Source organism: Bradyrhizobium sp. 139 (assembly GCF_023074175.1).
Taxonomy (GTDB): Bacteria; Pseudomonadota; Alphaproteobacteria; order Rhizobiales; family Xanthobacteraceae; genus Bradyrhizobium.
Genome location: NZ_JADPKS010000154.1, coordinates 100322 through 115082, shown reverse-complemented (window position 1 = coordinate 115082; position 14761 = coordinate 100322). Strand labels below are relative to the sequence as shown.

Annotated in this window: 13 protein-coding genes; 3 read left to right on the top strand and 10 right to left on the bottom strand. The window is 64.5% G+C overall.

Annotated features, from left to right (window positions below):
- Nucleotides 1-62: 62 nt before the first annotated feature.
- Nucleotides 63-524, top strand: a complete 462-nt coding sequence (locus IVA80_RS33460) for an Lrp/AsnC family transcriptional regulator (RefSeq protein WP_247439309.1) — start codon at nucleotides 63-65, stop codon at nucleotides 522-524.
- A 3-nt stretch (nucleotides 525-527) separates the two neighbouring features.
- On the opposite strand, the gene IVA80_RS33455 is transcribed toward IVA80_RS33460, so the two are convergent.
- The 7 genes from IVA80_RS33455 to IVA80_RS33425 form a co-directional block, all read right to left on the bottom strand.
- Nucleotides 528-1607 (bottom strand): zinc-binding dehydrogenase, encoded by a 1080-nt coding sequence (locus IVA80_RS33455; RefSeq protein ID WP_247439307.1) that lies wholly within the window; start codon nucleotides 1605-1607, stop codon nucleotides 528-530.
- A gap of 60 nt (nucleotides 1608-1667) precedes the next feature.
- Nucleotides 1668-2609 (bottom strand): DMT family transporter, encoded by a 942-nt coding sequence (locus tag IVA80_RS33450; protein WP_247439360.1) that lies wholly within the window; start codon nucleotides 2607-2609, stop codon nucleotides 1668-1670.
- Between the two features lie 186 nt (nucleotides 2610-2795).
- On the bottom strand, nucleotides 2796-3635 hold the full coding sequence (locus IVA80_RS33445) for an aldo/keto reductase (protein WP_247439306.1): 840 nt from the start codon (nucleotides 3633-3635) through the stop codon (nucleotides 2796-2798).
- Between the two features lie 299 nt (nucleotides 3636-3934).
- Complete coding sequence (locus IVA80_RS33440; RefSeq protein WP_247439304.1) at nucleotides 3935-6640, bottom strand: nitrate reductase; 2706 nt, start codon at nucleotides 6638-6640, stop codon at nucleotides 3935-3937.
- 14 nt (nucleotides 6641-6654) lie between these two features.
- The gene (locus IVA80_RS33435; protein ID WP_247439302.1) at nucleotides 6655-7872 is read right to left on the bottom strand and encodes an FAD-dependent oxidoreductase; all 1218 of its coding nucleotides are present in this window, start codon (nucleotides 7870-7872) and stop codon (nucleotides 6655-6657) included.
- Between the two features lie 10 nt (nucleotides 7873-7882).
- Complete coding sequence (locus IVA80_RS33430; RefSeq protein ID WP_247439300.1) at nucleotides 7883-8311, bottom strand: globin family protein; 429 nt, start codon at nucleotides 8309-8311, stop codon at nucleotides 7883-7885.
- Nucleotides 8312-8431: 120 nt separating this feature from the next.
- Nucleotides 8432-9811 carry an MFS transporter gene (locus IVA80_RS33425; protein WP_247439298.1) on the bottom strand — a complete coding sequence of 460 codons (1380 nt, stop codon included), beginning with the start codon at nucleotides 9809-9811 and terminating at the stop codon, nucleotides 8432-8434.
- A 94-nt stretch (nucleotides 9812-9905) separates the two neighbouring features.
- Between IVA80_RS33425 and IVA80_RS33420 the strand changes: the two genes are divergently transcribed.
- Nucleotides 9906-10097 (top strand): hypothetical protein, encoded by a 192-nt coding sequence (locus IVA80_RS33420; protein ID WP_247439297.1) that lies wholly within the window; start codon nucleotides 9906-9908, stop codon nucleotides 10095-10097.
- A 49-nt stretch (nucleotides 10098-10146) separates the two neighbouring features.
- On the opposite strand, the gene IVA80_RS33415 is transcribed toward IVA80_RS33420, so the two are convergent.
- Genes IVA80_RS33415 through IVA80_RS33405 form a run of 3 tightly spaced genes read right to left on the bottom strand, consistent with a single transcriptional unit; the run spans nucleotide 10147 to nucleotide 13221 of the window.
- Nucleotides 10147-10941, bottom strand: coding sequence for an ABC transporter ATP-binding protein (locus IVA80_RS33415; RefSeq protein WP_247439295.1), 795 nt, complete (start codon nucleotides 10939-10941; stop codon nucleotides 10147-10149).
- Nucleotides 10942-10952: 11 nt separating this feature from the next.
- Nucleotides 10953-11849 carry a nitrate ABC transporter permease gene (ntrB, locus tag IVA80_RS33410; protein ID WP_247439294.1) on the bottom strand — a complete coding sequence of 299 codons (897 nt, stop codon included), beginning with the start codon at nucleotides 11847-11849 and terminating at the stop codon, nucleotides 10953-10955.
- Between the two features lie 58 nt (nucleotides 11850-11907).
- Nucleotides 11908-13221 (bottom strand): CmpA/NrtA family ABC transporter substrate-binding protein, encoded by a 1314-nt coding sequence (locus tag IVA80_RS33405; RefSeq protein WP_247439293.1) that lies wholly within the window; start codon nucleotides 13219-13221, stop codon nucleotides 11908-11910.
- Between the two features lie 670 nt (nucleotides 13222-13891).
- Here IVA80_RS33405 and IVA80_RS33400 point away from each other — a divergent pair.
- The gene (locus IVA80_RS33400) at nucleotides 13892-14731 is read left to right on the top strand and encodes a formate/nitrite transporter family protein (RefSeq protein ID WP_247439292.1); all 840 of its coding nucleotides are present in this window, start codon (nucleotides 13892-13894) and stop codon (nucleotides 14729-14731) included.
- Nucleotides 14732-14761 lie beyond the last annotated feature (30 nt).

Genomic DNA, 14761 nt, shown 5'->3' with positions numbered 1-14761 from the left:
AATACCGGTCGATATTGGGATAGTTTACCGATATCCGGCCATAAAATCCAGGTTTCATTCCAATGCCCGCGCTCGACGCCATCGACCGAAAACTCCTCGCTTTGCTCCAGAACGACAGCCGGCTGACCATGCAGGAACTGGCCGACAAGGTCGGGCTCTCGGTGTCGCCCTGCCATCGCCGGGTCAAGCTGCTGGAGGAGCGCGGGGTCATCAGCCGCTACATCGCCACCGTCGACCAGAAGGCGCTGGGGCTGCATGTCAGCGTCTTCATCTCGATCAAGTTGGCGCGGCAGAAGGAGGAGGATCTCAACCGCTTTGCGCGCGCGATCTCGAAATGGGATGAGGTACTGGAGTGCTATCTGATGACCGGCAACCGCGACTATCTCTTGCGCGTGGTGGCGGCCGACCTCGCCTCCTACGAGACCTTCCTGAAGACCAAGCTGACCCGGCTCGACGGCATCGCCTCCATCGAGTCGAGCTTTGCGCTCAGCCAGGTGAAGTATTCGATCGCGCTGCCGGTGTAGGCGTCACCGCCACGGCTGCACGATGATCTTGGTGTGCGCCTCAGGATTGGCGAGATCGGCGAACGCCTTGGCGACGCCATCGACGCCGACTTCGGCCGTCACCATCGCTGCCGCATCCACCTGCCCCTCCGCGATCAGGCGCAGGGACGCCGCAAATTCGTCCGGCGTGTAGCCGAGCACGTACTGGACGTTGAGCTCCTTCATGATGCCGAGCATGGGTTCGCTCCTGTCGCTCTCCATGCAGACGCCGACCACCACGATGCGCGCATCGCGCGGGGCGCCCTCGAACACCTGCTGGAGCAGGCCGGGCACGCCGACGCATTCGAAAATGATCGCGGGTTTCAGCGCGGGGAGCATCGCCTGGAGCGGCGGGCGCGCCGCCTTCTCCGCGTCCGACATCTGCGCGTGCTCGGCCCAGGTCGCATAGGGTTGCGAGACCCTGGGATCGACGACGATATCGGCACCGAGCCTTGCCGCAAGCGCACGCCGCGCCGGCGAATAGTCGGCAGCGATGATCGGATGCAAACCCCTGATCTTCAGCGCGGCGATCACCGCGAGCCCGACCGGGCCGCAGCCGATCACGAGCGGCACCTCGCCGCCGCGGATGTTGGCCTTGGCCACGGCGTGGACGCCGACGGCGAGCGGCTCGGTCAGCGCCGCATGTTCCGGCGCAAGACCATTGGGCACTTCGAGCAGCAGCGGCTCGCTGAGCAGCATCGCCTCGGCATAGCCGCCGACATTGTCGTTGGAATAGCCGATGCCCTCGATGCCCTGCGGCGTCACGAGCGCCGGCAGCGAGCAGACGCGCGTGCCCGGCTTGAGCTTGCGCGCGGTTCCGGGACCGTAATCCACGATCTCGCAACAGAATTCATGGCCGAACACGACGTCGCGCGAAAGATCCATCGGCTTGCGCCCGACCTTCTTCGCCATCTCCGCCATGCGGTGCGCGTGCTGGCGCGCATGCAGGTCGGAGCCGCAGATGCCGCAGGCGAACGTCTTGACCAGCACCTGGCCGTTGCCGGGCCTCGGCTCAGCCATCCTGTCGACGACAATCTCACCGTTCCTGAAAATCGCAGCGCGCATCCGGCTCCTCCCGTATTGCTGGAGCCGTTGATAGCACGAAGCGCCACGCGCGAACTTGCGTCAGGGGTTCGGAGACCGCTCTTCCAGAACCAGGAGCTGGGCGCGGCGGATGCGCTCGCGATGGGCAATGTAGAGGCCGCTGGCGACGATGAACGCGGCGCCGGTAACTGTCCAGATATCGGGCACTTCGCCGAACAGGAAGAAGCCCAAAATGCTGACCCACAGCAGCTGCGTATACGAGAACGGCGCCAGCACCGAGGCATCGCCGTAGCGATAGGCCAGCACGATGATCCACTGGCCCACTGTGGACGCGACGCCGATCACGATGCCGAGCCCGATCGCGGTCCAGCCCGGCGTCACCCAGACGAACGGCACCATCAGGCTGAGGATCGCAACGCCCGTCAGCGCCGAATACGCCATCGTGGTGAGGACGGCTTCGCGCCCGCTCATCATCCGCGTCAGGATCAGCGCGGCGGCCCAGCAGAACGCCGAGACGATCGGGAAGAACGCGGCGGCATGAAACGCGCTCGAGCCCGGCCGCAGGATGATCATCACGCCCGTCAGGCCGATCGCGGTCGCGATCCAGCGGCGCATCCCGACCTTCTCGCTCAGAAAGACGATCGACAGCGCAGTGACGAACAGCGGTGAGACGAAGCCCGTGGCGGAGGCTTCCGCGATCGGCAGAAAGCTCAGACCGGTGATGAAGAACAGTGACGAGCCGAGCAGCGCGGCGCCGCGCATCAGCTGCAAGCCGAGGCGCTCGGTGCGCATCGCCTGCAGCGGCGAGCCCGGCAGCATCACCGGCGTGAACATCAGCGCGAAGGTGACGAAGCGGATCCAGGTGATCTCGATCGACGGCAGGCTGGCCGCGAGATATTTCGCGGTGACGTCCGAGCAACCGAGGAAGATCGTCGACAGCAGCACGAGCGCAATGCCCTTGAAGGGATGATCGACACGCGCAGGCGCGCGGCGAGCCTCTTGCTTCTTCTCCGGCACGGGCATGGGAATACTGTCGAGCCTTGCGGCTGCGGCGGGCGGCGGGGTCACGGCTGGAACCTGGGAAATGCGATTCGGGAACGGGAGTAAAAAACGACAAATGCGCCGCTTTCACAACTTCCGAAAACAGGATGCCGATATGCGCAGGCGCCCGCGCGCGTCAAGACTCCATTAATACCAGGCGCTTGTGCATTACAGCATGGGCAGGCTGCGCGGCTTCGGACCGCGCGGAAACGCCGCATCGAGCGCGGAAATCTCGTCTTTCGTCAACACGAGATCGCCGGCGGCCGCATTCTCGCCTGCATGTTCCGCGGACGACGCCTTCGGGATCGCGAACACCGTAATCACACGGGTGAGGAAGCTCAGCGCGACCTGACGCGGCGTCGCACGACGCGCCTCCGCGATGCGCGCGAGCACAGCGCCGCCCTTGCTGCGTGCATCCGGAAAATCATCGTGCCCGAATGGCGAATAGGCGACGACCGCGACACCATGCCGCTCGCACCACGGCATCACCGCATGCTCGATCGCGCGCTCCTTCAGATGATAGAGCACCTGATTGCAGGCGATGCGGCCTTCGCCGGCGACATCGAGAATTTCGTGGAGATCGTCGGCGTCGAAATTGGAGACGCCCCAGGATTTGATCTTGCCGGCCTTCACCAGTTCCTCGAACGCGGCCACGGTGTCCCCGAGCGGATAGGAACCGCGCCAGTGCAGCAGATAACAATCGAGCCGATCGGTCTTCAGCCGCTTCAGCGAGCGCTCGCAGGCGGTGATGGTGCCGCGCCGCGAAGCGTTGCTCGGCAGCACTTTCGACACGAGGAACACCTCGTCGCGCCGGCTTGCGATCGCATCGGCGATGACAAGCTCGGCATCGCCATACATCTCGGCGGTGTCGATATGGGTCATGCCGAGATCGAGCCCGCGCTGAAGCGCAGCGATCGCGCGCTTGCGATCGCCATGATCGAGATACCAGGTGCCCTGCCCGATGACGGAGACGCTGGCGCCGGTTTTGCCGAAGGGATTTGTGTTCATGTCTGCTCCGATACCGTTCTCTCGCTCAAACAATCGCCACAGAGCTCGAGAGTTCAGTTCACCGATCTATAGCAGATAGGGCGCGAGCTGGCGCTCACAACTCCGCTGTCATTGCGAGCGCAGCGAAGCAATCCAGGCTATCTCCTTCGAGGGATGCTGGATTGCTCCGCTACGCTCGCAATGACGAAAGAACTCGTAGCCCGGATGGAGCGGAGCGCAATCCGGAGTTCGCGCCAAGCGGCAGGGAGGTCCCGGATTTCGCTTCGCTCCATCCGGGCTACGGGAGAGAAAGAGAGTTGTTAGCTCGCTGCGCCCGCGACCTTGGCCTGTTTCGCCGGTGCGGCGTCCGTCTGCGCGATTAGCCGCTTCAGCTCGGGCATGCAGGAGCCGCAATTGGTGCCGGCCTTGAGCTTGGCGCCGATCTCGGCGGCGGTGCGCGCGCCGCCGGCGATGGTGTCGCAGATGGTGCCGCGGCCGACGCCGAAGCAGGCGCAGACGATGGGGCCGGTCGAGGCCGCGCCCTCTGTCGACTTGCCGGACAGCAGCATGCGGCGTTGCTCGTCGGTGACGTGATCTGCCACGAACAGGCTCTTCACCACCTCCCAGTCGCCGGCATCATGCGCCGGGCCGACGAAAAGGCAGGTTTCGATGCGGTCGCCTGCGAACGATGCCGCACGATAAACGCCGCCGCCGAAGTCGCGGTAGTCGGCGACGTCGTCGCCGGCGACGCCATCAAGCCAGGCCGGCCAGCGCGAAAGATCCGCATTGTCGGCGAAGAGATAACCGAAGCCGCCGGCAACCGTGACGCGGGTCCACAACAAGTTCGGTGGCAGATCGAGCTGCTTTCGCGATAGCGCAAAACCGCGGAAGACGTATTCATAGGTCGCGATCGCCGCGGGCGTGGCTTTCGACTCCGGCTGGCCCGAGAACGGGTCGGTGAAGGACTGAACGAGCGCCCCGACGCGGCCGTGCGAGGCATTCATCGCGCTCCAGTGGATCGGCGCAAACAGCGTACCGCGCTGCTGGCGTTCGCTGACGACGGCTTTCAGGATGCACTGGCCGTAGTCGGTGGTGATGCCGGCATAGCCGTCATGGACGATGCTGTATTTGCCGGCGTCATCAGGGTGGATCTCGACGAACGGTTCCGGCAGATGCGCGCCCAGCCGCTGGCTGAGACCCGTGCGCGTCATGGTGTGCCACTGGTCGCGGATGCGCCCCGTGTTGAGCCGCAGCGGGCGCGACAGGCCGGTCTCGCCGCGCAGCGCCGGCACTTCCGGCGCGACGAAGCGGCCCTTGCCGTCATTGGTGAAAAAGCCGCCGCGCGCGAAGAAGCGCTCGCCGGGCACTTGCCCTTCCCGCGCCGGCCACTGCACGGGCTCGAGCGCATCGAAGGCGTCGTCGGACAACGCAGTGAGCGCGCCGATGTCGAAGTCACGGCTGCCGTCATTCTCGAAAGCGGAGAGTGCGGCATGCTCGCGGAAAATGTCAGCGGCGGATTTGTAGTTGAAGCTGTCGCCGAAGCCGAGGCGCTTTGCGGTCTCGCTAAGGATCCACCAGTCCGGCCGCGCCTCGCCCGGCGCCGGCAGGAACGAGCGCTGGCGCGAGATGCGGCGCTCGGAATTGGTAACGGTGCCCGACTTCTCGCCCCAGGCCAGCGCGGGCAGCAGCACATGCGGACCGGCGTCGACCGTGTCGTTGGAAAGCACGTTCTCGGACACCACGAACAGCTCGAGCTTTTTCAGCGCCTCGCGCACGAAGTCGGCGTCGGGCAGCGACACCGCGGGGTTGGTGCCCATCACCCACAGCGCCTTGACCTCGCCGCGGTTGATCGCTTCGAACAGCTGCACCGCCTTCAACCCTTCATGGGTGGCGATGCGCGGCGCCTTCCAGAACCGCCGCACGCGGTCGATATCGGGCGGCGTAAAATTCATATGCGCGGCGAGCTGATTGGCGAGGCCGCCGACCTCGCGGCCGCCCATCGCGTTGGGCTGGCCGGTGAGCGAGAACGGCGAGGCACCCGGCTTGCCGATACGCCCGGTGGCAAGATGGCAGTTCAGGATCGCGTTGACCTTGTCGGTGCCCTGCGCCGACTGGTTGACGCCCTGCGAATACAGCGTGACGACGCGGGGCGTGTCGCGGAACATCTTGAAGAAAGCGGCGACGTCCTGCTCGGAGAGCCCCGTCGCCAGCGCGGTCGCGGTAACGCCACCGGCGATGCTGCGCGCGCGCACCAGCGAGTCGTCAAAGCCCGACGTGTGCTGCGCAATGTAGTCCTGGTCCAGCGCGCCATTGTCGGCGAGATGGACGAACAGGCCAGAGAACAGGGCGGTGTCGGTGCCGGGCTTGAGGCCGAGGAACAGATCGACGTCGCCCGCGGTATCGGTCCGGCGCGGATCGATTACGATCATGCGCGCGCCGCGCTCCTGCCGGTTCTTCAGCATGCGCTGGAACAGCACCGGATGGCACCAGGCCGCATTCGAGCCGACGAACACCAGCAGATCGGCCTCGTCGAGATCCTCGTAACAGCCGGGCACGGTGTCGGCGCCGAAGGCGCGGCGATGGCCGGCGACCGAGGACGACATGCAGAGCCGCGAATTGGTGTCGACATTCGCCGTGCCGACAAAACCCTTCATCAGCTTGTTGGCAACGTAATAGTCTTCGGTGAGGAGCTGGCCGGAGAGATAGAACGCGACCGCGTCGGCACCGTCGCGCGCCACGATGTGCTGCATGCGATGGGCAACGTGGTCGAGCGCATCGCTCCAGGCGACGCGTTCCAGCGCGCCCTTGCAGCGGATCATCGGATGGAGCAGTCGGCTCTCCAGCCCGACGGTCTCGCCAAGCGCGGAGCCCTTGGAGCACAGCCGACCGAAATTGGCGGGATGATCGGGATCGCCCGCGATCGCCGCACCGCCCTTGCCGTCGGGCGTCGCCAGCACGCCGCAGCCGACGCCGCAATAGGGGCAGGTCGTCTTGGTGGCGCGGAGCTTCGGGTCGATCGCCGTCATATCAAGCCGCCTCATCAAGCCGCGTTGGCGGGACGCGCCAGCGCGCGGCCGAACATCATGTCGGTGCGAATCGCCGCCACCTTGTCGCGATTGCGGATCAGCTCGAGGTACCACAACGCATCGACGGTATCGCCGATCAGCACGGCGCCGGTGAGCCGGCCATCGGCGATGACCAGCTTCTTGTAGATACCGCGCCTTGTATCCGAGAGCACGAGGCTCTCGCTGCCCTCCCCGCCCATGAAATCGCCGGCGGAGAAAACGCTGACGCCGGAGACCTTCAGATTGGTCGAGACCACGCTGCCCTGATAGGACGCAGGCCGGCCGGCGAGATGCCGCGCAAGAACGCGCGCCTGCTCGTAGGCCGGCTCGACCAGGCCATAGCAGGTGCCGCGATGCTCGGCGCATTCGCCGAGCGCGTAGATGTCAGGCGAGGCCGTCTGCATCTCATCGTTGACGACGATGCCGCGATTGACCGCGATGCCGGCGTCCCTTGCCAGCGCGATGTTGGGCCTGATGCCGGCGGCGAAGATCACGGCATCGGCCTCGATGCGGCCGCCGTCGGCAAGCTCGACGGCTTCGACATGGCCCTCACCATGAATGCAGGCGGTCGACGCATTGAGCAGGATGCGGATGCCCTTGCGCTCGACCAGCGTCGTCAGCAGATCGGCCGCCGGCAGATCAAGTTGGCGCTCCATCAGCCGGTCCATCAGGTGCAGCAGCGTCACCGGCGCGCCGGCTTTCGCAAGACCATAGGCCGCTTCGAGCCCTAACAGGCCGCCGCCGACCACGACGACGCGCTTCCTGGCAGCCGCAAGCGTCAGCAGCAGGTCGACGTCGCGCGTGTCGCGAAAGGTGTGCACGCCGGCGAGATCGGCGCCCGGTACGTTCAGCCGCAGCGGCATCGAGCCGGTGGCGAGCACGAGCTTGGAATATTCCATGCTCTCTTCACCTTCGATCTTGAGCTCGCGGCGGCCGGTGTCGATCTCGGTGACGCGATAGCCGTAGCGCACCGTGACGCCGCGATGGCGCCACCAGTCGGCCGGCCGAAGCTCGATCTCGTGCGAACCGGTCTCGCCGGCCAGCACCGAGGAGAGCAGCACGCGGTTGTAAGCGAGCCGCGGCTCTTCGCCGATCACGGCGACCGCGTAGCGGCCGAGCGCGGTCTTGGCGAGCTCGTCGACCAGACGCGCGGCCGCCATACCGTTACCGACGATGACGAGCGGTTCACTCACGAGGCATCTCCTATTCGGCGGCCTGCGCCTGTGCGCCGTAGGCCTCGGAAATCATGTAGCCGGACAGCACGCCGTAGGCGTCGGTCCAGGCCGTGGCGAGTTCGGGCGTCCAGGCCTCGCCGAGGCCCATCTCAAGGGTCCACAGCAAGGTCGCGCCGACCACCGGATAGTGCTCGGCCTTGGCGCCATAGGCGACGTGACGCTTGGCGAGCGCCGAGGCCGCGGGAAGAATCGAGTCGAGGTTCGACAGGCCGCCGACGACGGCCGCGAGCATACCCATCAGCTTCTTGCGCTGCTCGGTCATATCCTCGGGAAACATCGCGCGCACGGACGGCGCCACCTCGAACAGGCGATCGTAGAACAGCACCGCGGCCGCCTCTGAAATCGGCGCGACCTTGGAAAAGCTCTGCTGAACGAGGGTGATCTGTTCTGAAGTCACGATGCTCTCCTGCCTGTTTCGGTTTGCCTTGGTGCGCGCCATTGCGAACCAGGTTCATGGGTCAAACGTCCATCAGCGACTTCTCCCCGCGTACGGGGAGAAGCGACATTTGTGCCAAACTCAGACTCGCGCTTCCGCAAGGCTTGCCGCGCCCTCACCCTGCGGGCTGCGACGCTGGTAGAACCACCAGGTGATGCCGAGGCAGGAGGCGTAGAAGGCGAGATAGATCGCGAGCGCGAGCTGCGGGCCGCCGGTCAGGGCAATCGATTTGCCAAAACCGGTCGGGATCAGATAGCCGCCGACAGCGCCGACCGCGCCGATGAAGCCGACCGCCGCACCGCTCTCGATGCTCGCCGTCTTCAGCGCCAGCGCGCGCGCCGCATCGCCCTTGCCGCGCACCTTGAACAGGTTCTGCTCGCGGAAGATCGAGGGGATCATGCGATAGGTCGAGCCGTTGCCGATGCCCGTGGTCACGAACAGGATCAGGAACATCGACAGGAAGCCGATGAAATCCTTTTGCCCGACGAAGTAGAGCACGCCGACCGTGGCGCCCGCCATCACGATGAAATTCCAGAAGGTGATGATCGAGCCGCCGATCCTGTCGGCGAGCCAGCCGCCGAGCGGACGCGACAGCGAACCGACCAGCGGCCCCAGGAACGCGATCGCGATCGTCACCGCCGGAAACTGCGTCTTGATCAGCAGCGGAAACGCCGCGGAGTAGCCGATGAAGGATCCGAACGTGCCGATATAGAGATACGCCATGATCCAGGTGTGCTTGCGTTTAACGACGGCAAGCTGGTTTCTGATCGACGACTTGGCCGTGGTCAGGTTGTTCATGAAGAACACCGCACCGAACACCGCGATCGCGATCGGCAGCACCCACATCAGGCCGGCATTCTGGAGGAAGACGCCGTCGACGGGGCTTGCCTGGAACAGGTTGATGACGGCGAGCGTCATCAGGATCGGGGTCAGGAGCTGTACGCTGGAGACACCGATATTGCCGCCGGCGGCGTTCAGGCCGAGGGCCCATCCCTTCATCCGGTCGGGGAAGAAGAAGGAGATGTTGGTCATGCTGGAGGCGAAGTTGCCGCCGCCGAGGCCCGCGGTCGAGGCGACCAGCAGCATCAGCCAGAACGGCGTGTCGGGATGGCTGACGAACCAGGCGAGCGACAGCGTCGGGATGAACAGGACAGCCGCGCTGAAGATGGTCCAGTTGCGGCCGCCGAACGTCGTTACCGCGAATGTGTAGGGAAAGCGCATCAAGGCGCCGATGAGCCCCGGCACCGCGACGAGCTGAAACAGCTGGTCGGTGGTGTAGTGGAAGCCCGCCTGCGGCAGCTTGGTGGCGACGATGCTCCAGATCAGCCAGACAGAGAAGCCGATATGCTCGGCCACGATCGACCAGATCAGGTTGCGTCGCGCGATGGTCTTGCCAGTCGCATTCCAGAACGCCTCATCTTCGGGGCGCCAGTCCGAAATCCACGTTGGATTCTTCGTCATTGAGTATCCCTTCCAGGCTCACCGCTGCGTCGTTGCAGGCTCTGCCTCCACGCGGAGGCGCGCGCCGAGGCCAAGCCCCGGTGGCGAGTTCACGATGCTGATTGATGATGTTGAGGGACGTCGTCGTTGGCGTCGCAGTTGGCGCTTCAATTTCCGTGCCAACCGCGCGCATTCCGGAAAGACTGGAAATTCAGGCGCTTATTCGCATTGCTCGAAATTTCTGCAGGACTATTTCGCACGCAAATTTTGCGATTCGCTCAATCCCTGTGCGGCGCACAAGGATTGAGCTTGATGATTCAAAATTAGGCGCGGGGTCAGCACGCGTTACCGAGGTGTTACGCGGCCTCGACGAAGCGATGACGCTCATAGAGGAATTCGAGCACGCGCTGGCGGCACTTCAAATACGTGGAGCTGGTCGCGAGATCGAGCCGCTTGCGGGGACGTGCGAGCGGCACCTCCAGCACCTCGCCGATGCGCGCGCTCGGCCCGTTGGTCATCATCACGATGCGATCGGATAGCAGCACCGCCTCGTCAACGTCGTGGGTGATCATCAGAATCGTGTTGCCGAGCTTCTGATGCAGCGCCATCACCGAATCCTGCAAGTGCGCGCGCGTCAGCGCGTCGAGCGCACCGAAGGGCTCGTCGAGCAGCAGCACCTTCGGCTCCATCGCCAGCGCACGGGCAATGCCGACACGCTGCTTCATGCCGCCGGAGACTTCCGAGGGTCGCTTGTCCTTGGCGTGGGCCATCTGCACGAGGTTGAGATTGTGCATGACCCAGGCGTCGCGCTCGGCGCGGGTCTTGGTCCTGGCAAAGACCTTGTCCACGCCGAGCCTGACGTTCTCGTAGACAGTGAGCCAGGGCAGCAGGCTGTGGTTCTGGAACACCACCGCGCGGTCGGGCCCCGGCGAGTTGACCTCCCGGTTCTCGAGCAGGACGCCGCCGGTGGTGGCGCCGGTCAGGCCTGCGATGATGTTAAGCAGGGTCGACTTGCCGCAGCCGGAATGACCGATGATCGAGACATATTCGCCCTTCTCGATCGTCAGGTTGATGTCCTTCAGCACCTCGGTGGTGGCGGCGCCGCGGGTAAAAATCTTGTCGATGTGATCGAGCTTCAGATAGGCGGTCATGTGCTTTCCCCTCAGTTCGGCGCGGTGCCGCGGGTGACGATCTTGCCGAGGCCCGCGATCAGGCGATCGAGCACGAAGCCGATGATGCCGACATAGAACAGCGCCAGGATGATCTCGCTGATATGCGAGGAGTTCCAGGCATCCCAGATGAAGAAGCCGATGCCGACGCCGCCGATCAACATTTCGGCCGCGACGATCGCAAGCCAGGACAGGCCGATGCCGATGCGAAGCCCTGTGAAAATGTAGGGCGCGGCCGCCGGGATCATGATCTTGGAGAAGAACTCGAGCGGGTTGAGCTGCACCACCGCGGCGACGTTGCGATAGTCCTGCGGGATGTTGCGGATACCGACCGCGGTGTTGATGATGATTGGCCAGATCGAGGTGATGAAGATAACGAAGATCGCCGACGGCTGGCCGTCACGGAAGGCGGCGAGCGACAGCGGCAGCCAGGCGAGCGGCGGGATGGTGCGCAGCACCTGGAACAGCGGATCGAGCCCGCGCATCGCCCAGACCGACTGGCCGACCAGCACGCCGAGCGCGATGCCGGCGATCGCGGACAGCGAATAGCCGAGCGCGACACGCTGGAGGCTGGCGGAGAGATGCCAGAACAGGCCCTTGTCGATGCCGCCATGGTCGAAGAACGGATCCAGGATCAGCTCCTTGGTGTCCTTGAACACCCGCGATGGCGGCGGCAGCGCCGAACCGGCGCGGCGACAAACGAGCTCCCATACCAGCGTCAGCAGCGCGATCACGACCAGCGGCGGGATGACGCGGACGGCAGTCTCCCTCGCCATCCGCGCGTAAGTCTCGGACCGCGGCGGACGCTTCGGCGTCATCGCGACGACCGGCGCGGCGGTGCCCGCAGGCGTCGCGGCCTCAATGTCCATCTTCGTGGCAGGCATGTTCATCGCAATCTCTCTTCGGCTCAAGGAAGATGCGGCCGCCCATTGGCGGCCGCTGGCTCCATCAGACTTCGACGCGCTTGATCGCGAGCGACTTCAGATAGGCGGCCGGATTCTCGGGATCGAATACCTTGCCGTCGAAGAAGGTCTCCTTGCCGCGCGAGGTGGTGGCCGGGATGTCTGCGGCCGCAACGCCGAGCGTCTTGGCCGCATCGCGCCACATGTCCTCGCGGTTGACCTTGGCGATCAGCGCCTTGGTGTCGAAGCCGGCTTCGTATTTGCCCCAGCGGATGTCCTCGGTGAGGAACCAGAGATCGTGGCTCTGGAACGGATAGGAGGCATGGTCGCGCCAGTACTTCATGATGTGCGGCGAGTTCTCGACCACCTTGCCGGGCAGACCGTAGTCGAACTTGCCGGCGGTGCGGTCGAGCACGTCCTCGACCGGACAGTTCATCCATTGCCGCTTGCCCATGATAGTGGCGAGTTCGGCCTTGTTTTCGGCCTTGTCGGACCACTGCTGGGCTTCCATCACCGCCATCAGCAGCGCCTTCGCCGCCTTCGGATATTTGTCGACGAACGCGGCGCGCATGCCGAAGGATTTTTCCGGATGTTTGTTCCAGAGCTCCCCGGTATTGACCGCGGTGTAGCCAATGCCCTGGTGGATCAATTGCAGATTCCAGGGCTCACCGACGCAGAAGCAATCCATGGTGCCGACCTTCATGTTGGCCACCATCTGCGGCGGCGGCACCACGATGGTCTCGATATCCTTGTCGGGATCGATGCCGCCAGCGGCGAGCCAATAGCGAATCCAGAGATCGTGAGTACCGCCGGGGAAGGTCATGGCGGCCTTTACGGACTTGCCGGACGCCTTCTTCTTCTCCAGCGCCGCCTTGAACGGCGACGCATCGACGCCGAGCTTCAGATCGGCATATTCGTTGGCAACCGAGATGCACTGGCTATCGAGATTGAGCCGCGCCAGGATGTACATCGGCGTCGGCTGGTTGTTCTGCGTCACCTTGCCGGCGGAGATCAGGTACGGCATCGGGGTGAGGATGTGCGCGCCGTCGATACCGTTGCCCTCCGAGCCGAGCACGAGATTGTCGCGCGTGGTGCCCCAGGACGCCTGCTTCTGCACGTCGGTGTCGGGCATGCCGTATTTGGCGAACAGGCCCTTGTCCTTGGCGACGAACAGAGGACCTGCGTCGCTGAGTGCGATGAAGCCGAGCTTGGCACCCTTGACCTCGGGGCCGGCGTCCTGCGCGAACGCGCCGGCGGGGAAATTCAGCTTGGCAGCGGCAAGAAGGGCAGCGGTGCTGCCGGTGGCCTTCAACAATTGACGGCGGCTCAGGCCCGAGGGCCGGCGGATGCGCGTGGTCATAGGCGGTGTCGTCCTTTGCGTCGTTGCAGAATTGATGCGTCAGTGCGCGCGAGCGGCCCGTCCGTCCGGTTGCGCCGGCGTTGGCGCATGCAAACGCAAGACGGGGAAAACCCCCGTCTGGTGGCGTCAGCAAATCGGATGAGAAGTCTCGCGGGACGGCTTCAATGGCGTCGGCCTGGAACTATTCAAGCTTCATGCCAAGCCCGGAGTCGCGAAAAATGTCATCAGAATGTTAAAGAGGGGCGCCAGACCGTCGCAGGATTGTTGCGCATTCGAAGATTGCGACCTGCTCAATTCTTGTGCGGCGCACAAAGCTTGTGCATCAGCTCAAGCTGGAGGCCCGGAGCCGCGGCAAAATCAGTTCGAGCACAGACTCATCCCGTTGAAATTGCTTCATCTTTCTGATGCCTCCGGGCGGCACGCAACTTGCATTTCCATTGACGTCAACGAAGACTGCGGCTTTGCCGCATTGTTGCAGCCGCTGGCGGCAGCAACCCGGAAGCTCAACTGCTTCGCGGCCCTCCTCGGCTCGGTTGTCGTGACGCGATTCCCAAGGCTTCCAATTTCCATCGCCCTCGTGCGCGGCAGGCCAGCCCGCACGTCCCATGACGTTTCAGCCACGCTCTCTCAGGCGCATGTCGTCCAACTTACGAAGCAAAAGGAACCATTGATGTCGTATCTCGCGCCTTCGGAATTCGTCACCAAGATGGTGGATGCGGGCGAATCCAAGATCTTCATGTCCACCCGGGATACCATCATCCGGGCCTACATGGCCGGCGCCATCCTCGCGCTGGCGGCGTGGTTCGCCGTCACGATCAACGTGAACACGGGCCAGCCGCTGGTCGGCGCGCTGCTGTTTCCGGTCGGGTTCGTCATGCTGTACCTGCTCGGCTTCGACCTCCTGACGGGCGTGTTCGTGCTCTCGCCGCTCGCCCTGATCGACAAGCGCCCGGGCGTCACCTTCGGCGGCGTGCTGCGCAACTGGGGCCTCGTCTTCGTCGGCAATTTCGCCGGCGCCTTCACCGTGGCCTTCATGATGGCCTTCGTCACGACCTTCGGCTTCACGCAAGACCCCGACAAGGTCGGAGCAGCCATTGGAAACATCGGCGAAGGCCGAACGCTCGGCTATGCCGCCCATGGCGCCGCCGGCATGGCGACACTGTTCCTGCGCGGAATGCTCTGCAACTGGATGGTCTCGACCGGCGTCGTCGGCGCCATGATCTCGACCTCGGTCTCCGGCAAAGTCATCGCGATGTGGATGCCGATCCTGGTGTTCTTCTACATGGTGTTCGAGCATTCCGTCGTGAATATGTTCCTGTTCCCGTCGGGCCTGATGCTCCATGCGAAGTTCTCGATCATGGACTATTTGATCTGGAACGAGATCCCAACCGTGCTCGGCAACCTCGTGGGCGGCCTCGCCTTCACCGGGATGACCCTCTACGCCACGCACGTCATGACCCTGCCGAAGCGCCAGGCCGGCAAGGCTACGCCGCCCCGCGTTGCGGCCTGATCGAATACGTCTCGACAGGGGAGCCTCGCC

Coding starts and splice junctions, on each gene's coding strand:
- IVA80_RS33460 (WP_247439309.1), top strand. CDS start 63: ATGCCCGCGCTCGACGCCATCGACCGAAAACTCCTCGCTTTGCTCCAG.
- IVA80_RS33455 (WP_247439307.1), bottom strand. CDS start 1,607: ATGCGCGCTGCGATTTTCAGGAACGGTGAGATTGTCGTCGACAGGATG.
- IVA80_RS33450 (WP_247439360.1), bottom strand. CDS start 2,609: ATGCCCGTGCCGGAGAAGAAGCAAGAGGCTCGCCGCGCGCCTGCGCGT.
- IVA80_RS33445 (WP_247439306.1), bottom strand. CDS start 3,635: ATGAACACAAATCCCTTCGGCAAAACCGGCGCCAGCGTCTCCGTCATC.
- IVA80_RS33440 (WP_247439304.1), bottom strand. CDS start 6,640: ATGACGGCGATCGACCCGAAGCTCCGCGCCACCAAGACGACCTGCCCC.
- IVA80_RS33425 (WP_247439298.1), bottom strand. CDS start 9,811: ATGACGAAGAATCCAACGTGGATTTCGGACTGGCGCCCCGAAGATGAG.
- IVA80_RS33420 (WP_247439297.1), top strand. CDS start 9,906: ATGCTGATTGATGATGTTGAGGGACGTCGTCGTTGGCGTCGCAGTTGG.
- IVA80_RS33415 (WP_247439295.1), bottom strand. CDS start 10,941: ATGACCGCCTATCTGAAGCTCGATCACATCGACAAGATTTTTACCCGC.
- ntrB (WP_247439294.1), bottom strand. CDS start 11,849: ATGAACATGCCTGCCACGAAGATGGACATTGAGGCCGCGACGCCTGCG.
- IVA80_RS33405 (WP_247439293.1), bottom strand. CDS start 13,221: ATGACCACGCGCATCCGCCGGCCCTCGGGCCTGAGCCGCCGTCAATTG.
- IVA80_RS33400 (WP_247439292.1), top strand. CDS start 13,892: ATGTCGTATCTCGCGCCTTCGGAATTCGTCACCAAGATGGTGGATGCG.